Source organism: Pseudomonas sp. GM18 (assembly GCF_000282195.1).
Taxonomy (GTDB): domain Bacteria; phylum Pseudomonadota; class Gammaproteobacteria; order Pseudomonadales; family Pseudomonadaceae; genus Aquipseudomonas.
Genome location: NZ_AKJT01000109.1, coordinates 1 through 22,208 on the forward strand (window position 1 = coordinate 1; position 22,208 = coordinate 22,208).

Consider the following 22,208-nt stretch of genomic DNA (forward strand, 5'->3'; position numbering starts at 1 on the left):
TCGTTCCCACGCTCCGCGTGGGAATGCCTCAAGGGACGCTCCGCGTCCAGTGACGCGGAGCGTCACGGGCTGCATTCCCACGCAGAGCGTGGGAACGATCAGTCAGGTGAACTCGAAGGTATCCGCATCCAGATTCGCCGGAAACCGCGTACGATAAGCCGCCAGTTCCGCCGCGTCGAGCACGACCTTGAATACGCCATCGGCATCGCCTGCGCTGAGCAACGTCTCACCCTGAAAATCCAGGACCTGGCTGTCACCGGTATACGCAAAGCCTTTGCCATCGGTACCAATGCGGTTCACCGCCGCCACATAGCAGAGGTTTTCGATCGCCCGTGCCGGCAGCAAACGGTTCCAGTGCTGACGCCGTGCTCCCGGCCAGTTGGCGGTGTACAGCAACAAGTCAGTGTCTTGCGCATCGCGGCTCCAGACCGGAAAGCGCAGGTCGTAGCAAATCAGCGGCCGTACTCGCCAGCCCTTCAATTCGAACTGCACCTGACGCTCGCCCGGGGTGTAGTGGTTATTCTCGCCCGCCATGCGGAACAGGTGACGCTTGTCGTAGTGCCACACCTCCCCGTCCGGCCGTGCCCATAACAACCGATTGCGATGGCTGCCGTCAGCGGCCTGGACGATGATGCTGCCAGTCACCACCGCGCCCAGCTTCGCCGCCTGAGCCCGCATCCATTTACTGGTGGGGCCATTCTCCGGCTCGGCGAGGGTTTCCGACTCCATGGAGAAGCCGGTAGTGAACATCTCCGGCAGGATGATCAGGTCCGCGCCACGAGCCTGTTCCAGCAACGGCTCGAAATGCTCCAGATTGGCCTGACGATCATGCCAGGCCAGGGTGGTCTGGATCAGGGCGAGATTCAGATTGGGCAGAGCACTCAGATCGCGCATAGTTTTGCCGCTGCTTCGCGCAGGGTCTCCTCGCGCTTGGCAAAGCACAGACGCACCAGGCGCTGGCCTTCGGGTGGAGTCTGGTAGAAGACCGAGATCGGGATGCTCGCGACGCCATGTTCGCGGGTCATCCACATGGACATCTCGACGTCATTGAGGTCCGGGCGAATCTGCGAGTAATCGACCAGCTGGAAATAAGTACCGGCCACGCGGGTAAAACTGAAGCGCGACGGCGTCAGCAGATCGCAGAACAGATCGCGCTTGGCCTGATAGAAGCCAGGCAGCTCTTCGACGTGTTCCGGGTGCTCGGCCATATAATCGGCCAACGCGTATTGCAACGGCGTCACGCCGCAGAAACTGACGTACTGGTGCACCTTGCGCAGCTCCGCGCTAAGGGCCGGCGGCGCCACGACATAACCGGTTTTCCAACCGGTGACGTGGTACGTCTTGCCGAACGAACTGACCACGAAAGCGCGCTGATACAGCTCTTCATGGGCCAATACGCTGGCGTGAGGCACGCCGTCGAACACCAGGTGTTCGTAGACTTCGTCGCTGATCACATAGATGTCGCGGTCGCGGATCAACGCCGCCAACTGATCCAGCTCGGCGCGGCTGATCAGCGCACCGCTTGGGTTGTGTGGAGTATTGAGGATGATCATCCGCGTGCGCGGGCTCAGAGCTTCGGCGAGCTTCTGGAAGTCGATGGCGAAGTCCTTCAGGCCGAGTTGCACATGCACACAGCGACCACCGGCCAGCTCGACCGAGGGCTCGTAGCTGTCGTAGCACGGATCGAACACGATCACTTCATCGCCGCTGTGGATCACCGCCTGAATAGCGCAGAAGATCGCCTGGGTGGCGCCGGGGGTGACCGTCACTTCGCTGTCGGCATCGACATGCGCGCCGTAGCTGCGAGCGATCTTCGCCGCGATCTGCTGACGCAACGCCGGCAAGCCGGTCATTGGTGAATACTGGTTGTGGCCACTGGCGATATGCCGACCCACCGCATCGCGCAGGGCCTGCGGGCCGTCGAAATCGGGAAACCCCTGGGACAGATTGATCGCCCCGGTTTGCGCCGCGAGCTGAGACATCTGCGTGAAGATAGTGATGCCGACATTCGGCAGCTTACTGGTGATCATCGGTGATTCCCTGCTCTACACCCGGCTCTAACGGCGGCACGGGAGAGCCCGAGGATAGCCCAAACGGCGCCCATAAAAAAAGGGCGCTCTGGTGAGCACCCTTCTTATCACCGACCCCTGTAGGAGCTGCCGCAGGCTGCGATCTTTTCAGCCATCACACAAGCCAGGATCAAAAGATCGCAGGCTTCGCCAGCTCCTACAAAAGCGGTTGATCATTCCCACGCGAGGATGTGGAAATGATCACCTGAATCAGCGCTTGTCGCGGCGCTTCTTGTCGGCCTTCTTGTGGTGCGACATCAAACGACGCTTCTTGTTGACCTGACGGTCGGTGAGCGTGTTCTTGTTACCTTCGTACGGGTTCTCGCCGCCCTTGAACTCGATGCGGATCGGCGTACCGACCAGCTTGAGCACACGACGGTAAGTGTTTTCCAGATAACGGACGTAAGACTTCGGCACCTTCTCGATCTGGTTACCGTGGATCACGATGATCGGCGGGTTCGCACCACCCAAGTGGGCATAACGCAGCTTGATCCGGCGGTTGTTGACCATCGGTGGCGCGTGCTCGCCAACCGCATCTTCCAGAATCTGGGTCAGGCGGTTGGTCGGCCAGCGGGTAACCGCGGACTTGAACGAGTTCTGTACCGACGCGTAGAGGTTGCCTACGCCAGTACCGTGCAGGGCCGAGATGAAGTGGATGTCGGCGAAGTCGACGAAGAACAGTCGACGTTGCAGCTCGACCTTCACGAAGTCGCGCTCGCTCGGCGTCATGCCGTCCCACTTGTTGATCGCGATAACCAGCGCACGACCGGCTTCAAGGGCAAAGCCCAGCAGGTTGAGGTCGTGGTCCACCACGCCTTCGCGGGCGTCCATCACGAAGATCACCACGTTGGCGTCTTTGATCGCCTGCAGGGTTTTGACCACGGAGAACTTTTCGACTTCTTCGTGGATCTTGCCGCGCTTGCGCACACCGGCGGTGTCGATCAGCGTGTACTTCTCGTCGTTACGTTCGAACGGGATGTAGATACTGTCGCGGGTGGTGCCGGGTTGGTCATATACGATCACCCGGTCTTCACCGAGCATGCGGTTGACCAGGGTCGATTTGCCGACGTTCGGACGGCCGATGATGGCGATCTTGATACCGTCTTTTTCGCTTGGGCCAGGAATGCGCTTGGCTTCCTCACCTTCGGCAACGACTTCTTCTTCGCCTTCTTCCGGCTCTTCTTCGTCTTTCGGGAAGTCGCTCAGGGCGATTTCCAGCATCTGGGTGATGCCACGACCATGGGCACCGGCGATCGGGATCGCGTGGCCCATGCCCAACGGGGCGAATTCAGCGCGGGCCATTTCAGGGTCGATGTTGTCGACCTTGTTGGCGACCACGTAGGAACGCTTGTTACGCTTGCGCAAGTGCTCGGCGATCATCTGGTCGGCCGCGGTGAAACCGGCCTTGGCATCTACCAGGAACAGAACGACATCCGCTTCTTCAATGGCCAGCAGCGACTGCTCGGCCATTTTTTCGTCCATACCGTGCTCGTCACCGGAGATACCGCCGGTGTCGACCAGAATGTAGGAACGCCCTTGCCACTTGGCCTCACCGTATTGGCGATCACGGGTCAGACCGGACAAGTCGCCGACAATGGCGTCGCGAGTCCTGGTCAGGCGGTTGAACAAGGTGGACTTGCCGACGTTCGGTCGGCCCACCAGGGCGATTACGGGAACCATGCGGCTCTCCACTTCGTTATTTCAGAAAATACAAAAGCCGCTGCGAGGCAGCGGCTGGTGCTCGGGGCAGCGCCTGGAAGCGCTGCGAGCCTTGCAGAACAAGGCCGCTTGGGGGTTAAACCCCAAGCATAGTCTTTACTTGATGGTCAGGGCTTCCAGTTTGCCACTGTTGCCATACACATAAATCGTGTCACCCATCACCAGCGGACGGGCACGCAGGCCATCGCTGTCGATACGCTCGCGGCCGACGAAACGACCGTCCACCTGACTCAGCAGGTGCAGGTAACCTTCCAGGTCACCGACTGCAACGTAGCTGGAGAACACTTCCGGAGCCGACAGTTGACGGCGGGCCAGCGAATCGTTGCTCCACAACGCAGTGGTGGAACGTTCGTCGACGCCTTCAACAGTGCCCGAAGACAGGCTCACGTAGACGCTGCCAAAACCCTGAGCGACACCGGCATAGCTGGAAGCATCACGCTGCCAGAGCTGACGACCGCTTTCCAGGTCCAGTGCCGCGACGCGACCCTGGTAGCTGGCGACATACAGTGTACCGCCGGACAGCAGCAAGCCACCGTCGATATCGACCACACGCTCCAGTTCCGAACGACCTTGTGGAATCGCTACGCGCTGTTCCCACACCGGCACGCCGTTGGACACATCAAGAGCAACCACTTTACCGGTCGACAGGCCAGCCACCGCAAGGCGGTTGGTGACGATCGGTGCACTGGTGCCGCGCAGGGTCAGGACCGCTGGCGTGCTGTCATACAACCAGCGCTGGTTGCCGGTAGCGGCGTCCAGACCGATCAGACGGTCATCCTGAGTCTGAACCACAACAACGTCACCGTTGGTGGCCGGCGGCGCGAGAACTTCGCTGGTCACGCGAGCGCGCCATTTCTGTTCACCGCTGCTGGCATCCAGGGCAACGATTTCACCCTTGAGCGTGCCGATCATGACCAGACCGTAACCCACGCCAACAGCGCCGGAGACAGGCAGTTCGAGATCTTTCTTCCATTTGACGTCGCCATTGCTGCGATCCATCGCCATCACCACACCGGTGACGTCGGCGGCATAGATGGTATCGCCATCGATCGCCGGAACCAGCATGTTGTAGGTTTCGCCCTGACCGTTACCGATCGAACGACTCCACTGCTTGTGCAGAACCACTTCTTCTTTGAAGTCGGTCAGCTCGGCCGGTGGCAACTCTTTTTTGCTGTTGCTGCTGCAACCCGCGGCCAGAATGGCCAGAGCCAGCAATGCTGCATGTTTCCAACGGATCACGTCACGCATCCCCTTTGGCCAGGTCGTCCAGCTTGATTTGTAGGCCACCGACCGCCGCTTCATCCGACAGTGCCGCCTTGGCTTTTTGATACGCCGCGTTCGCTTCGTCGGTACGACCCAGTTGCACCAACAGGTCGCCCTTGAGTTCTTCGCGAGTGGCCAGGAAGGCCTTGTCGGCATCGCCTTCGAGCAGTTTCAGGGCTTCATCGACCTTGTTCTGCGCGGCCAGCACCTGCGCCAAGCGCTGACGGGCGATTTCGCCCAGTGCCGGGTTGGCCGGTTTGTCGACAATGGCTTTCAGCTCGCTGGCTGCGTCGTCCAGCTTGCCGCTGTCGACCGCGACTTTCGCCACGAACAGGCTGCCGTATTGCGCGTATGCGGTGCCGCCGAACTCGCTGTTGAGCTTGCCGGCCAGTTCCGAAACACGTGCAGCATCAGGCTTGCCGTCAGGCGTCAGCGTGGTTTCCAGCAATTGCTGATAGAGAATCGAGGCGCCTTGCGACTGATTGCTCTGATACTTGTGGAACGCCTGCCAGCCGAACACGATGACCAGCGCCAACAGGCCGCCAGTAACCAGGGGCTTACCGTTGCGAGACCACCATTCCTTCAATTCCGCCACATGTTCGTCTTCGGTACTCGACACCCCAATACTCCTTAATCGCTAATTCGGCTGTTTAGACAGCTTCAACCCTGCACGACGCAGGTGGCCAGGTGTGCTGCAAGCGCATCCCAGGCAATGCTTTGTTGTTCGCCCTGGCCACGCAGGGGTTTGAAACCTACCACTTGCTGGGCCATTTCGTCGTCACCGAGGATCAATGCGTACAGCGCACCGCTCTTGTCGGCTTTCTTGAACTGGCTTTTGAAGCTGCCGGCGCCGGAATTGACTTGCAGGCGCAGGTTGGGCAGTTGATCACGAACACGCTCGCTCAGGGTCAGACCGGCCAGCTCGGCGGCTTCACCGAAGGCGCAGAGGTAGACGTCGACCTGACGGGAGATCTCTTCGGGGATCTGCTCCAGGGTTTCCAGCAGCAGCACCAGACGCTCGATACCCATGGCGAAACCAACGCCCGGGGTCGGCTTGCCGCCCATCTGCTCCACCAGACCGTCGTAACGACCACCGGCACATACCGTGCCCTGGGCGCCCAATTGGTCGGTGACCCATTCAAAAACGGTCTTGCTGTAGTAATCCAGCCCGCGAACCAGCTTCGGGTTGATCACATAAGGAATGCCGGCGGCGTCCAGACGAGCCTTGAGGCCCTCGAAGTGCACGCGGGATTCTTCGTCGAGGTAGTCGGCCATTTTCGGCGCGTCGGCCAGCACCGCTTGAGTGTCGGCGTTCTTGGTATCCAGAACCCGCAGCGGGTTGGTCTTCAGACGGCGCTGGCTGTCTTCGTCCAGTTGATCCAGGCGAGCGGACAGGTATTCGACCAGTGCTTCGCGATAACGACTGCGGGATTCGGCAGTGCCCAGGCTGTTGAGCTCGAGCTTGACCGCATCGCGGATACCCAGCTCGCCCCACAGGCGCCAGGTCAGCACGATCAGCTCGGCGTCGATGTCCGGACCGTCGAGGTTGAAAACTTCACAACCGATCTGGTGGAACTGGCGATAACGACCTTTTTGCGGACGCTCGTGGCGGAACATCGGGCCGATGTACCAGAGTTTCTGCACCTGGCCGCCGCCGGTAATGCCGTGTTCGAGCACTGCACGCACGCAGGCCGCCGTGCCTTCAGGGCGCAGGGTCAGGGAATCGCCGTTGCGGTCTTCGAAGGTGTACATCTCTTTTTCGACGATGTCGGTCACTTCACCGATGGAGCGTTTGAACAGCTCGGTGAACTCGACGATCGGCATGCGGATCTGCTTGTAACCGTAGTTATCCAGCAGACGCGAAACGGTGCCCTCGAAATGACGCCACAGGGGAGTCTGTTCGGGCAGGATGTCGTTCATGCCACGAATGGCTTGCAGAGACTTGCTCACTTTAAATCCTTAAATTCATTCGGCTCTTTAGTCAGAGTCAGCCGCGAGCGATTACAGCTGCGTCGGCTTCGACCTTTTCGGCCGCTTTCTGACGGATCAAGCGTTCAAGCTCATCCACCAGATTGTCATTCGTCAGTTTCTGCGACGGCTTGCCGTCGATGTAAATCAGGTTTGGCGTGCCGCCGGTCAAGCCGATATGGGCTTCCTTGGCTTCGCCCGGCCCGTTGACCACGCAACCGATCACCGCGACATCCAGCGGCACCAGCAGGTCTTCGAGACGCCCTTCCAGCTCGTTCATGGTTTTGACCACATCGAAGTTCTGCCGCGAGCAGCTCGGGCAGGCGATGAAGTTGATGCCACGGGAACGCAGGTGCAGGGATTTGAGAATGTCGTAGCCGACTTTCACTTCCTCGACCGGGTCGGCCGCCAACGAGATGCGAATAGTATCGCCAATCCCTTCGGCAAGCAGCATACCGAGGCCCACGGCGGATTTCACTGTGCCTGAACGCAAACCACCGGCTTCGGTGATGCCCAGGTGCAACGGCTGGACGATTTCCTTGGCCAGCAAACGGTAGGCTTCAACGGCCATGAACACGTCGGAGGCTTTTACGCTGACCTTGAAGTCCTGGAAATTCAGGCGTTCGAGGTGTTCGACGTGACGCAGGGCCGATTCGACCAGCGCAGCGGGAGTCGGCTCGCCGTATTTCTTTTGCAGGTCTTTTTCCAGGGAACCGGCGTTCACGCCGATACGGATTGGAATCCCGCGATCACGGGCGGCGTCGACCACCGCACGCACGCGGTCTTCACGACCGATGTTGCCCGGGTTGATCCGCAGGCAATCGACGCCCAGTTCGGCTACGCGCAGTGCGATCCTGTAGTCGAAGTGGATGTCGGCCACCAACGGCACTTTGACCAGTTGCTTGATCTTGCCGAAGGCTTCGGCGGCGTCCATGTCCGGCACCGAAACCCGAACGATATCGACGCCAGCGGCTTCCAGGCGATTGATCTGGGCCACGGTGGCGGCCACGTCATTGGTGTCGCTGTTGGTCATGCTCTGCACAGCGATGGGCGCATCGCCGCCAACAGGCACGTTACCGACCCAGATTTTCCGGGATTCGCGACGTTTGATTGGAGATTCGCCGTGCATGACTTATTGACCCAACTTCAGGCGAGCAGTCTCGCCACTGGTGAACGGAGCGACATCAACCACCTGCCCGTTGTAGCTGACCTGCGCGCCACGGGCGAAGCCCAGACGCACGGCAAAGGGCGGCTTGCCGCTGACGGAAACACTTTCGCCTTTACGCTTGAGACCACTCAACAGCACTTTACCCGTGCCGTCGGTCACTTGCGTCCAGCAATCGGCGCTGAATTGCAGTTGAACCTGGCCCTGGCCCGCAACCGGAGCTGCTGCCGGAGCAGAAGCTGGAACGGTCGGCGCAACCGGAGCCGTCGCAACCGCTGCCGGTACAGCTGCAACAGCCGGGGCTGGCGCGGCCGGTGTCGCGACAACCGGAGCAGTATTGTGTGCCGGAGCCGCAGGCGTTGCTACCGGGGCTGCTGGAGCTGGAGTCGGGGCCGGTGCGCTTGCTTGGGCGCTGGCTGGCTCCTCTGCCGATGTCTCGGCCTGCGGCAACGCCAGAGGCGTTTCACCTTCAGCCTCACCTTGCGCGACGGCCTGGTCTTCCGGCTCGTCCAGCGGATGGATCTGGGTGGTGCCGTCGGCGCCTTCGACTTCAACGTGTTCCGGAGCCAGGCTGACCAGGTCTTTAGTGCGCAATGAGGTTTGATCCTGCCACCAGACGAAGCCACCGCCAATCACCGCGATCAGCAACAACAGGCTGACAATTCGCAAAATGGTGTGGGAAACCCGAACAGGCTCTTCGATACGCCCCAGGCTGTGGACGTTGCTGCCCTGGGAGTCGGTGCCGGTGGATTGGTCGAACTGCTGAACCAGAACAGCCTGGTCCATGCCCAGCAATTTGGCGTACGCGCGAATATAACCGCGAGCAAAGGTGTGCCCGGGCAGCTTGTCAAAAGCGCCGGCTTCCAGATTACTCAGGGAATTGACGGTGAGGTTGAGCTTGAGGGCCACTTCGGCCAGCGACCAGCCATTGCTTTCGCGGGCCTGGCGCAAGGTCTCACCGGGGTTAACGCGATTCGCTGCTACAACTTCGGGATGCGCCGCTTTCATCATTGCTCCGACAGGTATTGCTGATATTCCGGCGTACCGGGATAGAGTCGTTTTAATTGCAGGCCGAAACTGGCGGCCTTGTCGCGATCTTCGAACACTTTTGCCAGCCGAACGCCGAGCAATAGACTACGTGCATTTTGCTCGCTAAGCAGGCTAAAACGGTCGTAATAGTCACGCGCGGGCACATAATGCCTGTCTTCGAATGACAACTCAGCCATTTCCAGCAAGGCACGTGGCTGCTGGCGGTTCAAACGCAGGGCTTTTTCCAGTTGCTGGCGGGCCAGGTCACGCTGGCCCAGCTTTGAAGCGGTCATGCCGAGGTTCTCGAAAACCCGCGAACGCTCAGGATACAGGGTATCGGCGGCGGCCTGTTCAAAGCGCTCGTACGCCTCTTTGTAACGTTTTTCTTCGAACAGAAAACTGCCGTAGTTGTTCAGGATTCGCGCATCGGCGGGACGGGAAGACAACGCCTTGCGAAAATGCTGATCGGCCAGTTCCGGTTCCATCTCGGCCTGGAACACCAGCCCCAGGGCCGCATTGGCGTCAGCATCCGAGTCATCCAGTTCCAACGCCTTCTTCAGCGGGACCTTGGCGCGCTCGGTCATGCCCTGCTGCAAGTACCCCAGGCCCAGCTGCACGTAGGCGGCACGCGCTTCATCACGGCCCTTGCTGGTCTTCATCGGGTTGAAATCGCCCGACAGGACACAACCAGCACAAAGGCTGGCCAACAGCACAAGCAGCGCGAAGCGCAGGGACATAGAGATCCTCTCTTAATTATTGTTCGCAGCGTTTTGCGGCATATCGTTGTCGGCGCTCAACTCACGCACGGCGATATAACGTTCGCTGCGACGGGTGCGATCCAGCACCTGCCCTACCAATTGGCCACACGCGGCATCGATGTCTTCACCGCGGGTGGTACGCACGGTGACGTTGAAGCCTGCATGGTGAAGCTGATCCTGGAAACGGCGAATCGCATTGTTGCTCGGACGCTCGTAACCGGAGTGCGGGAACGGGTTGAACGGAATCAGGTTGATCTTGCACGGAACGTTCTTGAGCAACTCGATCATTTCGACCGCGTGTTCGACCTTGTCGTTGATGTCCTTGAGCAAGGTGTACTCAATGGTCAGTACGCGCTTTTCGCCCAGGGACGACATGTAGCGCTGACACGACTCCAGCAGCATCTTAAGCGGATACTTCTTGTTGATCGGCACCAATTGGTTACGCAATGCGTCATTCGGTGCGTGCAGGGACAACGCCAGGGAGACATCGATGTGCTTGGACAGCTCATCGATCATCGGCACCACACCCGAAGTCGACAGGGTTACACGGCGCTTGGAGATGCCATAGCCCAGGTCATCCATCATCAAATGCATGGCGGCCACGACGTTGTCGAAGTTCAGCAGCGGCTCACCCATGCCCATCATCACCACGTTGGTGATGGCACGGTCGACGGTTGCCGGGACGCTGCCAAAGGATTTGTTGGCAATCCACACCTGGCCGATGACTTCGGCGGCGGTGAGGTTGCTATTGAAACCTTGCTTGCCGGTGGAGCAGAAACTGCAATCCAGGGCACAGCCTGCCTGGGACGAAACGCACAAGGTGCCGCGCTTGCCCTGGGGAATGTAAACGGTCTCGACGCAGCTGCCGGACGCCACGCGCACCACCCACTTGCGGGTGCCGTCGCTGGAGATGTCCTCGCTGACCACTTCCGGACCACGAATTTCAGCAACAGCCTTGAGCTTTTCACGCAAGGCCTTGCTGACGTTCGTCATGGCGTCGAAATCATCGACGCCAAAGTGGTGAATCCATTTCATTACCTGACCGGCACGGAAACGCTTCTCCCCGATTGAGTCGAAGAATTTTTCCATTTCCTGTTGAGTCAGACCCAGCAGGTTGGTTTTTACAGTCGATGTAGTCATGGATTCACCTTCACTCTTAAGCCAATGCTTAGCGAGTGGTTACTTCAGTAGCTGCGAAGAAGTACGAGATTTCGCGAGCAGCAGCGGCTTCGGAGTCCGAACCGTGTACGGCGTTGGCGTCGATGGAATCAGCGAAGTCAGCACGGATGGTGCCGGCAGCAGCTTCTTTAGGGTTGGTAGCGCCCATCAGCTCACGGTTCAGAGCGATAGCGTTTTCGCCTTCCAGAACCTGAACGACAACCGGACCGGAAATCATGAAAGCAACCAGGTCGTTGAAGAAACCACGAGCGCTGTGCTCAGCGTAGAAGCCTTCAGCTTCGGCTTTGGACAGTTGCTTCAGTTTCGAAGCTACAACGCGCAGGCCTGCTTTTTCGAAACGAGTGGTGATCTCGCCGATGACGTTTTTAGCAACAGCGTCAGGCTTGATGATGGAGAAAGTACGTTGAACAGCCATGGTGTAACTCCAGAAACGGTAATTTGCGAAAAATTAAACCCGCGAATTATACGCGGGTTCTTTGGTATTGCCTAACTGCGTACGGTGCAGACTCAGTCTGCTTCTTCGATCCAGGCGGCCTGAATGGCTTCAAGCACTTTCTCGCCACCGCGGGTCGGATCGTCACTGAACTCCGGCAATGCCAGCACCCACTGGTGCAGATCGACGAAGTTCACGTAACGCGGGTCCACATCCGGCTTTGACTCCGCCAGCTGGATCGCGATTTCCAGCACATCAACCCATTTCAGGCTCATGAAAGCTCCTTGAATCAGTGCGGCGCTTCGGCTGCATGGTTGAGCGAGTATTTCGGAATTTCGACGGTCAGGTCTTCAGTCCCGACTTTTGCCTGACAGGCCAGGCGTGACTGGGCTTCCAGCCCCCAAGCCTTATCAAGATAGTCTTCCTCCAGCTCATCAGCCTCTTCCAGCGAATCGAAACCTTCGCGAACGATGCAGTGGCAAGTGGTGCAAGCGCAGACGCCGCCACAGGCGCTTTCCATCTCGATATGGTGTTCATGGGCCAGTTCGAGAATGGAGATGCCGGGCTCAGCCTCCACAACCATGCCTTCCGGGCAGAACTTCTCGTGTGGCAGAAAAATGACCTGCGGCATCAATTATTCCTCGATTTCATTCAGATTGCGCCCCGCCAGAGCGGCTTTCACCGTCGAGTCCAGGCGGCGGGCTGCAAAGGCATCGGTCACTTGCGACAGACGTTTGGTCTGCTGCTCAATGGCGTAACCATCGGTGCCTTTCATCAATTCGGTCAGTTCCTGCATCTGCAATTCGATGACCATGCGCTCTTCGGCGTCGAGCAAGCGTTCGCCGTCGACCTCCAGAGCACCCTGCACTGCTTCGATCAGGCGCTGGGCATCGACCTGCTGCTCACGCAATACACGGGCGACCTTGTCGTCGTTGGCGTGCTGGAACGAATCCTTGAGCATCTTGGCGATTTCGCCGTCGGTCAGGCCGTAGGACGGCTTGACCTGAATGCTGGCTTCGACACCCGAACCCAATTCGCGGGCCGAGACACTGAGCAGACCGTCGGCGTCGACCTGGAAGGTCACGCGAATCTTCGCCGCACCCGCGACCATCGCCGGAATACCGCGCAATTCGAAGCGGGCCAGGGAGCGACAGTCGCTGATCAACTCACGCTCGCCCTGCAATACGTGGATCGCCATGGCCGACTGGCCATCTTTGTAAGTGGTGAAGTCCTGGGCCCGAGCGACAGGGATGGTGGTGTTGCGCGGAATCACCTTCTCCATCAGACCACCCATGGTTTCCAGCCCCAGGGACAACGGAATCACGTCGAGCAACAGCAGTTCGCCGCCGTCACGCTTATTGCCAGCCAGGGTATCGGCCTGGATCGCGGCTCCGATGGCCACGACCTGATCCGGATCGATTTCGGTCAGCGGTTCGCGACCGAAGGCTTGCGCAACGGCTTCGCGAACACGCGGTACGCGAGTCGAGCCGCCGACCATGACCACCGCGTGAACGTCTTCCAGCTCAATGCCGGAATCACGCACCGCGCGACGACAGGCTTTCAGGCTGCGAGCAACCATCGGCTCGATCAGCGCATTGAACGCTTCACGGGTCAGTTCGGCCTTCCAGTCGCCATACGCAACTTCGACGGACGAGGAGTTGGTCAGGGCTTCTTTGGCCGCACACGCGGTTTGCAACAGATTGCGTTGCGCGCCCGGATCGAGGTCGGCCGACAGACCGGCACCCTCGATGATCCAGCCAGCAATGGCGTGATCGAAGTCATCGCCACCCAGGGCGCTGTCGCCACCGGTAGCCAGCACTTCGAACACACCGCCAGTCAGACGCAAAATCGAAATATCGAAGGTGCCACCGCCCAGGTCATAAATGGCAACCAGGCCTTCAGCCTGTTGATCCAGACCGTAAGCCACCGCCGCAGCGGTCGGCTCATTGAGCAAGCGCAGCACGTTCAGGCCAGCCAGTTTGGCCGCATCCTTGGTGGCTTGACGCTGAGCATCATCAAAATAGGCTGGAACGGTGATCACTGCGCCGACCAGCTCGCCACCCAAGGTCGCTTCAGCGCGCTGACGCAACACCTTGAGGATATCGGCGGAGACTTCGACCGGGCTTTTCGGGCCTTGCACCGTGTCGATGAACGGCATGTGTGACTCGCCATCGACAAAACGGTACGGCAGCTGATCGCCCAATTGCTTGACGTCGGACAAACCACGTCCCATCAAGCGCTTGACCGACAGCACAGTGTTCAGAGGATCGGTAGCGGCAGCCAGTTTGGCCGATTCGCCGACTTCGACGCGATCGGCGTGATAGCGCACGGCAGACGGCAGGATAACCCGCCCTTGCGCGTCGGCCAGAGGCTCGGAAAGACCACTGCGCAATGCAGCGACCAGCGAATTGGTAGTGCCCAAGTCGATCCCCACAGCCAGACGACGCTGGTGCGGTTGAGGACTTTGGCCGGGTTCGGCGATCTGCAGTAGGGCCATCGTGATCAGGACTTATCTGTATATCAGGCGTGCGACCGGAGCGGCACTGGGTTAATCGTCGAGGCGCTCTTCTAACTGGCGCACTTCGTAGGTGAGCTTGTCGAGGAACTGCATGCGCCGCATCAGGCGTTCGGCCCGTTCACGTTGCGCTGCATCATTCCAACAGGCTGCGAAGCTTTGGTTCAGTTCATCCTGAGCGGTTTTCAGGCGACGCTTGAACGCTGCAATACCGGCCATATCGGCACTGTCTTGCAGGTCTTCGAGCTCTTCACGCAACTCCATCTGCTGCAGAAGAAACTCCGGATCATGCACCGTGACCTCCAGCGGCAACTCGCCACCACTCAATGCGAGCAAGTATCGCGCGCGCTTAGGGGGGCTTTTGAGCGTCTGGTAGGCCTCGTTGAGGCTCGCGGATTGCTCGAGCGCCAGCCGCTGCTCGCGCTCGGAAGCGTCGGCAAAGCGGTCCGGATGAACGCCGCGCGCCAACTCACGGTAGCGCGTAGCCAGCTGATCGAGGTCCAGATTGAAACTCGGTTGCAGCTCAAATAAAGCGAAATGGCAAGGAGTACCCACAAGTAGCCTCAGATATTGAAGCTTTCGCCGCAGCCACATTCACCGCGCACGTTGGGGTTGTTGAACTTGAAGCCTTCGTTCAACCCTTCCTTGACGAAATCAAGCTCGGTGCCGTCCAGGTACGCCAGGCTTTTCGGGTCGATGATCACTTTCTCGCCGTGACTTTCGAACACTTGATCGTCCGCGCCTACCTCGTCGACAAACTCCAGCACATAGGCAAGGCCGGAACAGCCCGTGGTGCGAACACCCAGACGAATCCCATCACCCTTGCCGCGCCCGTTGAGGGAGCGTCGCACGTGTTGAGCAGCCGCTTCTGTCATGCTGATAGCCATCGGTGACTCCTTACTCGTCGCCAAATCTTGAAAGTCAGATCAAGCCTTTCTTCTGCTTGTAGTCGCGAACGGCCGCCTTGATAGCGTCTTCAGCGAGTACGGAGCAGTGAATTTTCACTGGCGGCAGGGCCAGTTCTTCGGCCAGTTGAGTGTTCTTGATGGTCTCTGCTTCATCCAGAGTCTTGCCCTTCATCCACTCGGTCGCCAAGGAGCTGGAGGCGATTGCCGAACCGCAACCGTAAGTCTTGAACTTGGCGTCTTCGATGATGCCTTGCTCGTTGACCTTGATCTGCAGACGCATCACGTCACCGCACGCCGGAGCGCCGACCATGCCGGTGCCGACATCAGGATCTTCTGCATCCATCTTGCCGACGTTGCGCGGGTTCTCGTAGTGGTCGATGACCTTTTCGCTGTAAGCCATGATTCTTAATCCTCACTCATCAGGAGTCGCTCTTGAAACCCTGCCAATCGTGGATTCGCAGGGCCCGGTTGCGGCGACTTGAATATCAGTGTGCCGCCCACTCGATTTTCGAAATGTCGACGCCGTCTTTGTACATGTCCCACAGCGGCGACAGAGTGCGCAGCTTGGTGACAGCCTCGCAGACTTTCTGCGCGGCGTAGTCGATTTCTTCTTCGGTGGTGAAACGGCCGAAGGTGAAGCGAATCGAGCTGTGTGCCAGTTCGTCGTTGCGGCCCAGGGCGCGCAGCACGTACGAAGGCTCAAGCGATGCCGAGGTACAGGCCGAACCGGACGAAACCGCCAGATCCTTGAGCGCCATGATCAGCGATTCGCCTTCAACGTAGTTGAAGCTCAGGTTCAGGTTGTGCGGTACGCGGGCGGTCATGCTGCCGTTGACGTACAGCTCTTCCAGGCCTTCAACCTGCTTGAAGAAACGGTCGCTCAGCGCTTTGATGCGTGCATTCTCGGCAGCCATGTCCTCCTTGGCCACACGGAACGCTTCGCCCATGCCGACGATCTGGTGAGTCGCCAGGGTACCGGAACGCATGCCACGCTCGTGACCGCCGCCGTGCATGGTCGCTTCGATGCGCACACGTGGCTTGCGGCTGACGTACAGTGCGCCGATGCCTTTAGGACCGTAGGTTTTGTGGGCAGAGAACGACATCAGGTCGACTTTCAGTTTAGACAGGTCGATCTCGACCTTGCCGGTGGACTGAGCGGCGTCGACGTGGAACAGGATACCCCGGGAGCGGGTCAGCTCACCGATGGCAGCGATGTCGTTGATGGTGCCGATTTCGTTGTTCACGTGCATGACCGATACCAGAATGGTGTCGTCACGCAGGGCAGCTTCGACCATTTCCGGAGTGACCAGACCATCTTCACGAGGGTCGAGGTAGGTCACTTCGAAACCTTCACGCTCCAGTTGGCGCATGGTGTCGAGGACAGCCTTGTGCTCAATCTTGGTGGTGATCAGGTGTTTGCCTTTGGTGGAGTAGAAATGCGCCGCACCCTTGATTGCCAGGTTGTCGGACTCGGTGGCACCGGAGGTCCAGACGATTTCGCGTGGGTCGGCGTTAACCAGGTCAGCGACCTGACGACGAGCGTTCTCGACGGACTCTTCGGCTTTCCAGCCGAACACGTGGGAACGGGACGCCGGGTTACCGAAGTTTCCGTCGACCAGCAGGCATTCACTCATCTTTTGCGCGACACGCGGATCAACCGGGGTGGTCGCAGAGTAATCAAGGTAAATCGGCAATTTCATGGACTATCTCCTAAATCAGGCTGGCTGGCGTGCCGCTAGCTCTTTGGCTGTCATTCGACGGCGGACGCTTCAATCTTGTCCAGGCGTGGCGTCTTGCTGTTGCAACGACGCTGGTCCTGACGCTGGGCTACTTCTTGCACCTCACGGCGAGTTACAAGGTCAGCCAAGCTGATACCGCTCAGAAATTCGTGAATCTGCAGGCTAAGATCGCACCACAAATGGTGAGTCAGACAGGTGTCGCCGGAATGGCAATCGCCCTGCCCCTGGCATTTGGTTGCATCGACCGATTCGTTGACCGCATCGATTACCTGGGCGACCTGGATGCCCTGCATGTCGCGGGACAGTTGGTAGCCACCGCCCGGACCGCGGACGCTGGACACCAGATTGCTACGGCGCAATTTGGCGAAAAGCTGCTCGAGGTAGGACAGGGAGATGCCTTGGCGCTCGGAGATATCGGCCAGGGACACCGGCCCGTGCTGCGCGTGCAACGCCAGGTCAAGCATGGCGGTCACGGCGTATCGGCCTTTTGTAGTCAGTCGCATGGACAATTACCACGGAGTTCGGAATGGGGCGAGTATGCAATTCCCGAGTATTTAAGTCAACTATAAGACCTAGCGCTTTACTCAGGTTTACCCGCAAAAGAGCGCGCGCATCATAGCAGGGTCTACGGCGTAATGGCACACCACTGAGCGCGGTGCACATATGCAAATGCGACCTGCGCAGGAGCTGCCGAAGGCTGCTCCTGCACCGGGATCAGCTGGCCTTGCTTTCATCCTTGCCCTTCACACAGGCAAAGTCTTCTTCGCGCAGCTCGGGCAGATCCTTGGCACAGTAATTACTGCCCAGATCCTTCAGCGCACCGCACATACCCTCCAGACGCCCGTCGACTGCCTGCAAGTGATCGAGCAGTTGGCCGATCGCCCGGGCCACCGGGTCCGGCATGTCTTCGCCGACACCGTAGGCATCGAAACCGATCTTCTCGGCCATGGCCTTGCGCCTGGCATCCTGCTCATCGTCGGACTTGACGATAATCCGCCCCGGAATCCCCACCACCGTCGCCCCCGGCGGCACCGCCTTGGTGACCACAGCATTGGAACCCACCTTGGCCCCGGCACCGACAGTGAATGGGCCGAGCACCTTGGCGCCCGCGCCAACCACCACGCCATCTTCCAGGGTCGGGTGACGCTTGCCCTTGTTCCAGCTGGTGCCACCGAGGGTCACGCCCTGATAAAGGGTGACATCGTTGCCGATCTCGGCGGTCTCACCAATAACGATGCCCATGCCATGATCGATAAAGAAGCGACGACCGACCTTGGCCCCCGGATGAATCTCGATTCCGGTCAACCAGCGACCGAAGTTCGACACCAGCCGCGCCAGCCATTTCAGCTCTGCGCGCCACAAGAGCGACGACAGGCGATGGATCCAGATAGCGTGCATGCCCGGATAGCAGGTCAGAACCTCGAAAGCATTACGCGCCGCCGGGTCACGATGAAAAACACTTTGGATATCTTCACGCAAACGCTCGAACATCATTAATCCTTCCGCTTTAGAAGCTCGCCACGGGCCGCCTTCTGGGTTTCCGTGAGGATGCCACGCAATATATTCATTTCCGCCCGGCTGACCGAGCTGCGTCCGTACAACCGGCGCAGACGCGCCATCAAGTGCCGTGGTTTTTCCGGGTCGAGGAATTCGATGGCCACCAGGGTTTGCTCCAGGTGCTCATAGAATCGCTCCAGCTCATCCATGGTCGCCAACTCACCACTCTTGGTGGATGCCACTTCCTCCTTCTCGACCTTGCTCGGCTGACCTTGGGCCGCCAGCCAGGACATGCGCACTTCATAGCTCAACACCTGCACCGCCGCCCCAAGGTTCAGCGAACTGAACTCGGGGTCTGATGGGATGTGCACGTGATAATGACATCGCTGCAGCTCGTCGTTGGTCAGGCCGGAATCTTCACGGCCAAACACCAATGCGATCTCGGCACCCTGCCCCGCTTCCTCGACCACCTTCGCACCGCATTCGCGGGGATCGAGCAACGGCCAGGGAATGCGACGATCACGGGCGCTGGTACCAAGCACCAGATTGCAGCCGACCAAGGCATCCTCCAAGGTGGCGACGACTTGCGCATTTTCAAGGATGTCCCCGGCTCCGGATGCACGCGCATCGGCCTCGTGGTGCGGGAACAACCGCGGCTCGACCAGCACCAGTCGCGACAGGCCCATGTTCTTCATGGCACGCGCAGCACCGCCGATATTTCCGGGATGACTGGTATTGACCAGGACGACACGAATGTTTTGCAGCAAGGGAGGCGCTCTCGAACACATTATCGGGAGCAGAATCTTACAGCTCCTCCTACCGTTAAGCCATGAAAGCGAACGCCGACCTTCTCCTGTAGAAACTTTCTGATAGAATGCCCGGCTTTCTTTAACAACCTTAGGTGACACATCCATGCAGCCCATGCTGAATATCGCGCTGCGCGCCGCCCGCAGCGCCAGTGAATTGATCTTCCGCTCCATCGAGCGCCTGGATACCATCAAGGTCGACGAAAAAGACGCCAAGGATTACGTATCCGAGGTGGATCGCGCCGCCGAACAGAAAATCATCGACGCACTGCGCAAGGCCTACCCGAACCACTCGATCATGGGTGAAGAAACCGGCCTGCACGCTGGCACCGGCATCGAAGGCGAAGAATACCTGTGGATCATCGACCCACTGGACGGCACCACCAACTTCCTTCGCGGCATTCCTCACTTCGCCGTCAGCATCGCCTGCAAATACCGCGGTCGCCTGGAACACGCTGTTGTTCTGGACCCGGTCCGCCAGGAAGAATTCACCGCCAGCCGTGGTCGCGGCGCTCAACTGAACGGTCGTCGCTTGCGCGTCAGCGGCCGCACCAGCCTGGACGGCGCCCTGCTGGGTACCGGCTTCCCGTTCCGTGACGACCAGATGGACAACCTCGACAACTACCTGGGCATGTTCCGCGCCCTGGTTGGCCAGACCGCCGGCATCCGCCGCGCCGGCTCGGCAAGCCTCGACCTGGCCTACGTGGCTGCCGGCCGTTTCGACGCCTTCTGGGAGTCGGGCCTGTCTGAATGGGACATGGCTGCAGGCGCCCTGCTGATCCAGGAAGCCGGCGGCCTGGTGAGCGACTTCACCGGTGGTCACGACTTCCTCGAGAAAGGCCACGTCGTTGCCGGCAACACCAAATGCTTCAAGGCAGTACTGACGGCGATCCAGCCGCACCTGCCAGCTTCGCTGAAGCGCTAAACGCCCAAGCTCAAAAAGCCGCAACACTTAAAACAAACGCCCCGACCTGTTCGGGGCGTTTGCTTTTGTGCGACCAATACAACCAAGTTAAGCCCTAACGCTATCCGCAGCAGCTGGCGAAGCCTGCTGCTACAGGAAGTGCGCCGCAGCTCTTTAAATACAGCCATAACGAAAAATGCCCCGTATCTTTCGATACGGGGCATTTTCTTGAAAAGCCAACCTGAGCAGGCCAGCTTTTCGGCATCGGAAGCTGGACTTAAGCCAGTTTTTCCTTGATGCGAGCTGCTTTACCGGACAGGTCACGCAGGTAGTACAGCTTGGCTTTACGTACATCACCGCGACGCTTGACAGCCATGCTGTCGATTTGCGGGCTGTAGGTCTGGAACGTACGCTCTACACCAACACCGTTGGAGATTTTACGAACGGTGAAAGCACTGTTTACGCCGCGGTTACGCTTGGCGATAACTACGCCTTCGAACGCTTGCAGACGCGAACGATCGCCTTCCTTCACTTTCACCTGAACGACAATGGTGTCGCCCGGGGCAAAGGTAGGGATCTCTTTAGTCATCTGCTCTGCTTCGAGTGCAAGGATGATTTTGTTAGTCATGCTGTGCTCCTAAGGTAAATCGTCGGATCTACCATCGATACGTTGTTAACTATCGTCCCGCTCGCGGATGTATTCCTCGAGCAGCTTCTTCTCTTCTCCAGAAAGCGAGCGGCTTTCCAGAAGATCGGCGCGTCGTTCATAGGTCCGACCAAGGGACTGCTGTAAACGCCAACGCCGGATGTGCGCGTGATTGCCACTTAGCAATACGTCGGGAACACGCTGATCCGCATACACCTCCGGTCGGGTGTAGTGCGGGCAATCCAGCAAACCATCCGTAAAGGAATCTTCCTCGGCGGAGTCCGCATGCCCTAAAGCTCCAGGCAGCAGTCGTGTAACCGCATCGATCAGGACCATCGCCGGCAGCTCACCGCCAGACAATACATAGTCGCCAATCGACCACTCTTCATCGACATGAGCATCAATAAAACGCTCGTCAATGCCTTCATAGCGGCCGGCAATCAGGATCAATGCATCCAGATTCGCCAACTCGCGCACCGCCGACTGAGTCAGTTGACGGCCTTGGGGGGACAGGTAAATTACCTTCGCCGCCTCCCCGGCTGCTGCCTTGGCCTGAACCAGAGCATCTTCCAGGGGCTTGATCTTCATCACCATGCCCGGACCACCGCCAAATGGGCGATCATCCACAGTGTGATGTCGATCCGTCGTGTAGTCTCGCGGATTCCAACAGGTAAGCTGCAACAGCCCCTGTTTCACCGCCCGACTGGTGATGCCGTACTCGCTGATGGCGGAGAACATCTCGGGAAACAAACTGATCACTTCTACGCGCAGGTTAGCCACGTCTAGAAGTCCGCATCCCATTCCACCTTCATCTCGCCTGCGACAAGGTCGACCGCCAACACGCATTGCTCGGTATACGGCAACAGGCGTTCACGATCATCCAGGCTGCCAGCGCAAGGCTTGACCACCATTACATCATTGGCGCCGGTTTCCAGAAGATGATCGATTTTCCCGAACAGTTGCCCGTGAGTATCGATAACCTTCAGACCTTCCAGCTGGTACCAGTAGTACTCGCCGTCGGTCAATTCAGGGAACAGGTTGCGCGGCACGCAGATCTCATAACCAGCCAGAAGACGAGCTTCTTCACGATCATCAAGACCCTTGAGCTTTGCGACCAGGAACTTGTCGTTCCCGCGTCCACTGACCAGCTCGACCTGTTTTACGTTGCCTTCGCGCTTGAGCGTCCAGGTTTTGTAGTCCAACAGGTTTTTAATCGGATCAGTAAAGGAATACACCTTCACTTCGCCGCGAACGCCGTGAACAGAATAAATCTTGCCGATAACGATCAAATCATCAGCAACAGCTGGCGTCGCGTTCATATTGCTCAGGCCGCAGCCTTAGCAGATTCCTTCAACAACTGAGCAACGCGCTCAGAAGGTTGTGCACCAACGCTCAGCCAGTAGGCTACGCGCTCTTGGTTCACGGACAGACGAACTTCTTGACCACGAGCAACAGGGTTGAAGAAACCAACCTGTTCCTTGTGCGAACCGTCACGCGGGTTGCGGCTGTCGGTTACGGTCAAGTGGTAAAACGGGCGCTTTTTGGAGCCGCCAAGGGCAAGACGGATTGTTAGCATGTGAACATCGTTCCTGTAGTCGGTGCTGCAAATC

General features: G+C 58.9%; 26 protein-coding genes. 1 reads left to right on the plus strand and 25 read right to left on the minus strand.

Going from position 1 to position 22,208, the window contains the following annotated elements; genetic code table 11:
- Positions 1 to 102: 102 nt before the first annotated feature.
- The 21 genes from PMI21_RS03250 to trmJ all read right to left on the minus strand — a co-directional run bounded on the left by PMI21_RS03250 (position 103) and on the right by trmJ (position 19,009).
- On the minus strand, positions 103 to 894 hold the full coding sequence (locus PMI21_RS03250) for an amidohydrolase (RefSeq protein ID WP_007941376.1): 792 nt from the start codon (positions 892 to 894) through the stop codon (positions 103 to 105).
- A complete protein-coding gene (locus PMI21_RS03245) occupies positions 882 to 2,030 on the minus strand; it encodes a pyridoxal phosphate-dependent aminotransferase (RefSeq protein WP_007941377.1) in 1,149 nt (382 codons plus the stop codon). Before PMI21_RS03245 ends, PMI21_RS03250 begins: the two co-directional genes overlap by 13 nt.
- A gap of 249 nt (positions 2,031 to 2,279) precedes the next feature.
- Entirely contained in the window at positions 2,280 to 3,749 is a 1,470-nt protein-coding gene (der, locus tag PMI21_RS03240; RefSeq protein WP_007941378.1) for a ribosome biogenesis GTPase Der, read from the minus strand.
- A 135-nt stretch (positions 3,750 to 3,884) separates the two neighbouring features.
- The gene (gene bamB, locus PMI21_RS03235) at positions 3,885 to 5,036 is read right to left on the minus strand and encodes an outer membrane protein assembly factor BamB (protein ID WP_033064221.1); all 1,152 of its coding nucleotides are present in this window, start codon (positions 5,034 to 5,036) and stop codon (positions 3,885 to 3,887) included.
- Positions 5,029 to 5,670: a tetratricopeptide repeat protein gene (locus tag PMI21_RS03230; RefSeq protein WP_007941380.1), complete on the minus strand. Its 642-nt coding sequence runs from the start codon at positions 5,668 to 5,670 to the stop codon at positions 5,029 to 5,031. The genes bamB and PMI21_RS03230 overlap by 8 nt, the downstream gene beginning before the upstream one ends.
- Positions 5,671 to 5,711: 41 nt before the next feature.
- Complete coding sequence (gene hisS / locus PMI21_RS03225) at positions 5,712 to 7,001, minus strand: histidine--tRNA ligase (protein ID WP_007941381.1); 1,290 nt, start codon at positions 6,999 to 7,001, stop codon at positions 5,712 to 5,714.
- 37 nt (positions 7,002 to 7,038) lie between these two features.
- Positions 7,039 to 8,148 (minus strand): flavodoxin-dependent (E)-4-hydroxy-3-methylbut-2-enyl-diphosphate synthase, encoded by a 1,110-nt coding sequence (gene ispG, locus PMI21_RS03220; protein WP_003185136.1) that lies wholly within the window; start codon positions 8,146 to 8,148, stop codon positions 7,039 to 7,041.
- 3 nt (positions 8,149 to 8,151) lie between these two features.
- Positions 8,152 to 9,192, minus strand: coding sequence for a RodZ domain-containing protein (locus tag PMI21_RS03215; RefSeq protein ID WP_007941382.1), 1,041 nt, complete (start codon positions 9,190 to 9,192; stop codon positions 8,152 to 8,154).
- Positions 9,192 to 9,950 carry a type IV pilus biogenesis/stability protein PilW gene (gene pilW / locus PMI21_RS03210; protein ID WP_007941384.1) on the minus strand — a complete coding sequence of 253 codons (759 nt, stop codon included), beginning with the start codon at positions 9,948 to 9,950 and terminating at the stop codon, positions 9,192 to 9,194. The genes PMI21_RS03215 and pilW overlap by 1 nt, the downstream gene beginning before the upstream one ends.
- 12 nt (positions 9,951 to 9,962) lie before the next feature.
- Positions 9,963 to 11,111, minus strand: coding sequence for a 23S rRNA (adenine(2503)-C(2))-methyltransferase RlmN (gene rlmN, locus PMI21_RS03205; RefSeq protein ID WP_007941385.1), 1,149 nt, complete (start codon positions 11,109 to 11,111; stop codon positions 9,963 to 9,965).
- Between the two features lie 28 nt (positions 11,112 to 11,139).
- Positions 11,140 to 11,565 (minus strand): nucleoside-diphosphate kinase, encoded by a 426-nt coding sequence (ndk, locus tag PMI21_RS03200; protein ID WP_007903599.1) that lies wholly within the window; start codon positions 11,563 to 11,565, stop codon positions 11,140 to 11,142.
- Between the two features lie 92 nt (positions 11,566 to 11,657).
- Positions 11,658 to 11,858 (minus strand): Fe-S cluster assembly protein IscX, encoded by a 201-nt coding sequence (gene iscX / locus PMI21_RS03195; RefSeq protein WP_007941386.1) that lies wholly within the window; start codon positions 11,856 to 11,858, stop codon positions 11,658 to 11,660.
- Positions 11,859 to 11,872: 14 nt separating this feature from the next.
- Positions 11,873 to 12,214, minus strand: coding sequence for an ISC system 2Fe-2S type ferredoxin (gene fdx / locus PMI21_RS03190; protein ID WP_007941387.1), 342 nt, complete (start codon positions 12,212 to 12,214; stop codon positions 11,873 to 11,875).
- Positions 12,215 to 12,217: 3 nt separating this feature from the next.
- Positions 12,218 to 14,080, minus strand: coding sequence for a Fe-S protein assembly chaperone HscA (gene hscA, locus PMI21_RS03185; protein ID WP_007941388.1), 1,863 nt, complete (start codon positions 14,078 to 14,080; stop codon positions 12,218 to 12,220).
- Between the two features lie 51 nt (positions 14,081 to 14,131).
- The gene (gene hscB / locus PMI21_RS03180; protein WP_007941389.1) at positions 14,132 to 14,653 is read right to left on the minus strand and encodes a co-chaperone HscB; all 522 of its coding nucleotides are present in this window, start codon (positions 14,651 to 14,653) and stop codon (positions 14,132 to 14,134) included.
- Between the two features lie 8 nt (positions 14,654 to 14,661).
- Complete coding sequence (gene iscA / locus PMI21_RS03175; protein WP_007941391.1) at positions 14,662 to 14,985, minus strand: iron-sulfur cluster assembly protein IscA; 324 nt, start codon at positions 14,983 to 14,985, stop codon at positions 14,662 to 14,664.
- Positions 14,986 to 15,019: 34 nt separating this feature from the next.
- On the minus strand, positions 15,020 to 15,406 hold the full coding sequence (iscU, locus tag PMI21_RS03170) for a Fe-S cluster assembly scaffold IscU (RefSeq protein ID WP_003443374.1): 387 nt from the start codon (positions 15,404 to 15,406) through the stop codon (positions 15,020 to 15,022).
- Positions 15,407 to 15,491: 85 nt separating this feature from the next.
- Positions 15,492 to 16,706: an IscS subfamily cysteine desulfurase gene (locus PMI21_RS03165; RefSeq protein ID WP_007941393.1), complete on the minus strand. Its 1,215-nt coding sequence runs from the start codon at positions 16,704 to 16,706 to the stop codon at positions 15,492 to 15,494.
- A 50-nt stretch (positions 16,707 to 16,756) separates the two neighbouring features.
- The gene (gene iscR / locus PMI21_RS03160) at positions 16,757 to 17,248 is read right to left on the minus strand and encodes a Fe-S cluster assembly transcriptional regulator IscR (protein WP_007941394.1); all 492 of its coding nucleotides are present in this window, start codon (positions 17,246 to 17,248) and stop codon (positions 16,757 to 16,759) included.
- A 211-nt stretch (positions 17,249 to 17,459) separates the two neighbouring features.
- Positions 17,460 to 18,236 carry a serine O-acetyltransferase gene (cysE, locus tag PMI21_RS03155; RefSeq protein ID WP_007941395.1) on the minus strand — a complete coding sequence of 259 codons (777 nt, stop codon included), beginning with the start codon at positions 18,234 to 18,236 and terminating at the stop codon, positions 17,460 to 17,462.
- A gap of 2 nt (positions 18,237 to 18,238) precedes the next feature.
- Positions 18,239 to 19,009 carry a tRNA (cytosine(32)/uridine(32)-2'-O)-methyltransferase TrmJ gene (trmJ, locus tag PMI21_RS03150; RefSeq protein WP_007941396.1) on the minus strand — a complete coding sequence of 257 codons (771 nt, stop codon included), beginning with the start codon at positions 19,007 to 19,009 and terminating at the stop codon, positions 18,239 to 18,241.
- Positions 19,010 to 19,154: 145 nt separating this feature from the next.
- On the opposite strand from trmJ, the gene suhB reads away from it, so the two are divergent.
- Entirely contained in the window at positions 19,155 to 19,973 is an 819-nt protein-coding gene (suhB, locus tag PMI21_RS03145) for a type III secretion system regulator SuhB (RefSeq protein WP_007941397.1), read from the plus strand.
- A 256-nt stretch (positions 19,974 to 20,229) separates the two neighbouring features.
- On the opposite strand, the gene rplS is transcribed toward suhB, so the two are convergent.
- From rplS to rpsP, 4 genes are read right to left on the minus strand one after another with little or no spacing between them, the layout of a single operon-like run.
- On the minus strand, positions 20,230 to 20,580 hold the full coding sequence (gene rplS / locus PMI21_RS03140) for a 50S ribosomal protein L19 (RefSeq protein ID WP_003175895.1): 351 nt from the start codon (positions 20,578 to 20,580) through the stop codon (positions 20,230 to 20,232).
- A gap of 45 nt (positions 20,581 to 20,625) precedes the next feature.
- Positions 20,626 to 21,399, minus strand: a complete 774-nt coding sequence (gene trmD / locus PMI21_RS03135; protein WP_177318306.1) for a tRNA (guanosine(37)-N1)-methyltransferase TrmD — start codon at positions 21,397 to 21,399, stop codon at positions 20,626 to 20,628.
- The gene (gene rimM, locus PMI21_RS03130) at positions 21,381 to 21,917 is read right to left on the minus strand and encodes a ribosome maturation factor RimM (protein WP_007941399.1); all 537 of its coding nucleotides are present in this window, start codon (positions 21,915 to 21,917) and stop codon (positions 21,381 to 21,383) included. The genes trmD and rimM overlap by 19 nt, the downstream gene beginning before the upstream one ends.
- Before the next feature lie 5 nt (positions 21,918 to 21,922).
- Complete coding sequence (gene rpsP / locus PMI21_RS03125) at positions 21,923 to 22,174, minus strand: 30S ribosomal protein S16 (RefSeq protein WP_003198088.1); 252 nt, start codon at positions 22,172 to 22,174, stop codon at positions 21,923 to 21,925.
- Between the last annotated feature and the right edge of the window lie 34 nt (positions 22,175 to 22,208).

What these genes read in the sequence shown, in the direction of transcription:
- PMI21_RS03250 (WP_007941376.1), bottom strand. Translation starts at nt 894, where the DNA reads ATGCGCGATCTGAGTGCTCTGCCCAATCTGAATCTCGCCCTGATCCAG.
- PMI21_RS03245 (WP_007941377.1), bottom strand. Translation starts at nt 2,030, where the DNA reads ATGATCACCAGTAAGCTGCCGAATGTCGGCATCACTATCTTCACGCAG.
- der (WP_007941378.1), bottom strand. Translation starts at nt 3,749, where the DNA reads ATGGTTCCCGTAATCGCCCTGGTGGGCCGACCGAACGTCGGCAAGTCC.
- bamB (WP_033064221.1), bottom strand. Translation starts at nt 5,036, where the DNA reads ATGCGTGACGTGATCCGTTGGAAACATGCAGCATTGCTGGCTCTGGCC.
- ispG (WP_003185136.1), bottom strand. Translation starts at nt 8,148, where the DNA reads ATGCACGGCGAATCTCCAATCAAACGTCGCGAATCCCGGAAAATCTGG.
- PMI21_RS03215 (WP_007941382.1), bottom strand. Translation starts at nt 9,192, where the DNA reads ATGAAAGCGGCGCATCCCGAAGTTGTAGCAGCGAATCGCGTTAACCCC.
- pilW (WP_007941384.1), bottom strand. Translation starts at nt 9,950, where the DNA reads ATGTCCCTGCGCTTCGCGCTGCTTGTGCTGTTGGCCAGCCTTTGTGCT.
- rlmN (WP_007941385.1), bottom strand. Translation starts at nt 11,111, where the DNA reads ATGACTACATCGACTGTAAAAACCAACCTGCTGGGTCTGACTCAACAG.
- ndk (WP_007903599.1), bottom strand. Translation starts at nt 11,565, where the DNA reads ATGGCTGTTCAACGTACTTTCTCCATCATCAAGCCTGACGCTGTTGCT.
- iscX (WP_007941386.1), bottom strand. Translation starts at nt 11,858, where the DNA reads ATGAGCCTGAAATGGGTTGATGTGCTGGAAATCGCGATCCAGCTGGCG.
- fdx (WP_007941387.1), bottom strand. Translation starts at nt 12,214, where the DNA reads ATGCCGCAGGTCATTTTTCTGCCACACGAGAAGTTCTGCCCGGAAGGC.
- hscA (WP_007941388.1), bottom strand. Translation starts at nt 14,080, where the DNA reads ATGGCCCTACTGCAGATCGCCGAACCCGGCCAAAGTCCTCAACCGCAC.
- iscA (WP_007941391.1), bottom strand. Translation starts at nt 14,985, where the DNA reads ATGGCTATCAGCATGACAGAAGCGGCTGCTCAACACGTGCGACGCTCC.
- iscU (WP_003443374.1), bottom strand. Translation starts at nt 15,406, where the DNA reads ATGGCTTACAGCGAAAAGGTCATCGACCACTACGAGAACCCGCGCAAC.
- PMI21_RS03165 (WP_007941393.1), bottom strand. Translation starts at nt 16,706, where the DNA reads ATGAAATTGCCGATTTACCTTGATTACTCTGCGACCACCCCGGTTGAT.
- iscR (WP_007941394.1), bottom strand. Translation starts at nt 17,248, where the DNA reads ATGCGACTGACTACAAAAGGCCGATACGCCGTGACCGCCATGCTTGAC.
- cysE (WP_007941395.1), bottom strand. Translation starts at nt 18,236, where the DNA reads ATGTTCGAGCGTTTGCGTGAAGATATCCAAAGTGTTTTTCATCGTGAC.
- suhB (WP_007941397.1), top strand. Translation starts at nt 19,155, where the DNA reads ATGCAGCCCATGCTGAATATCGCGCTGCGCGCCGCCCGCAGCGCCAGT.
- rplS (WP_003175895.1), bottom strand. Translation starts at nt 20,580, where the DNA reads ATGACTAACAAAATCATCCTTGCACTCGAAGCAGAGCAGATGACTAAA.
- trmD (WP_177318306.1), bottom strand. Translation starts at nt 21,399, where the DNA reads ATGGGATGCGGACTTCTAGACGTGGCTAACCTGCGCGTAGAAGTGATC.
- rimM (WP_007941399.1), bottom strand. Translation starts at nt 21,917, where the DNA reads ATGAACGCGACGCCAGCTGTTGCTGATGATTTGATCGTTATCGGCAAG.
- rpsP (WP_003198088.1), bottom strand. Translation starts at nt 22,174, where the DNA reads ATGCTAACAATCCGTCTTGCCCTTGGCGGCTCCAAAAAGCGCCCGTTT.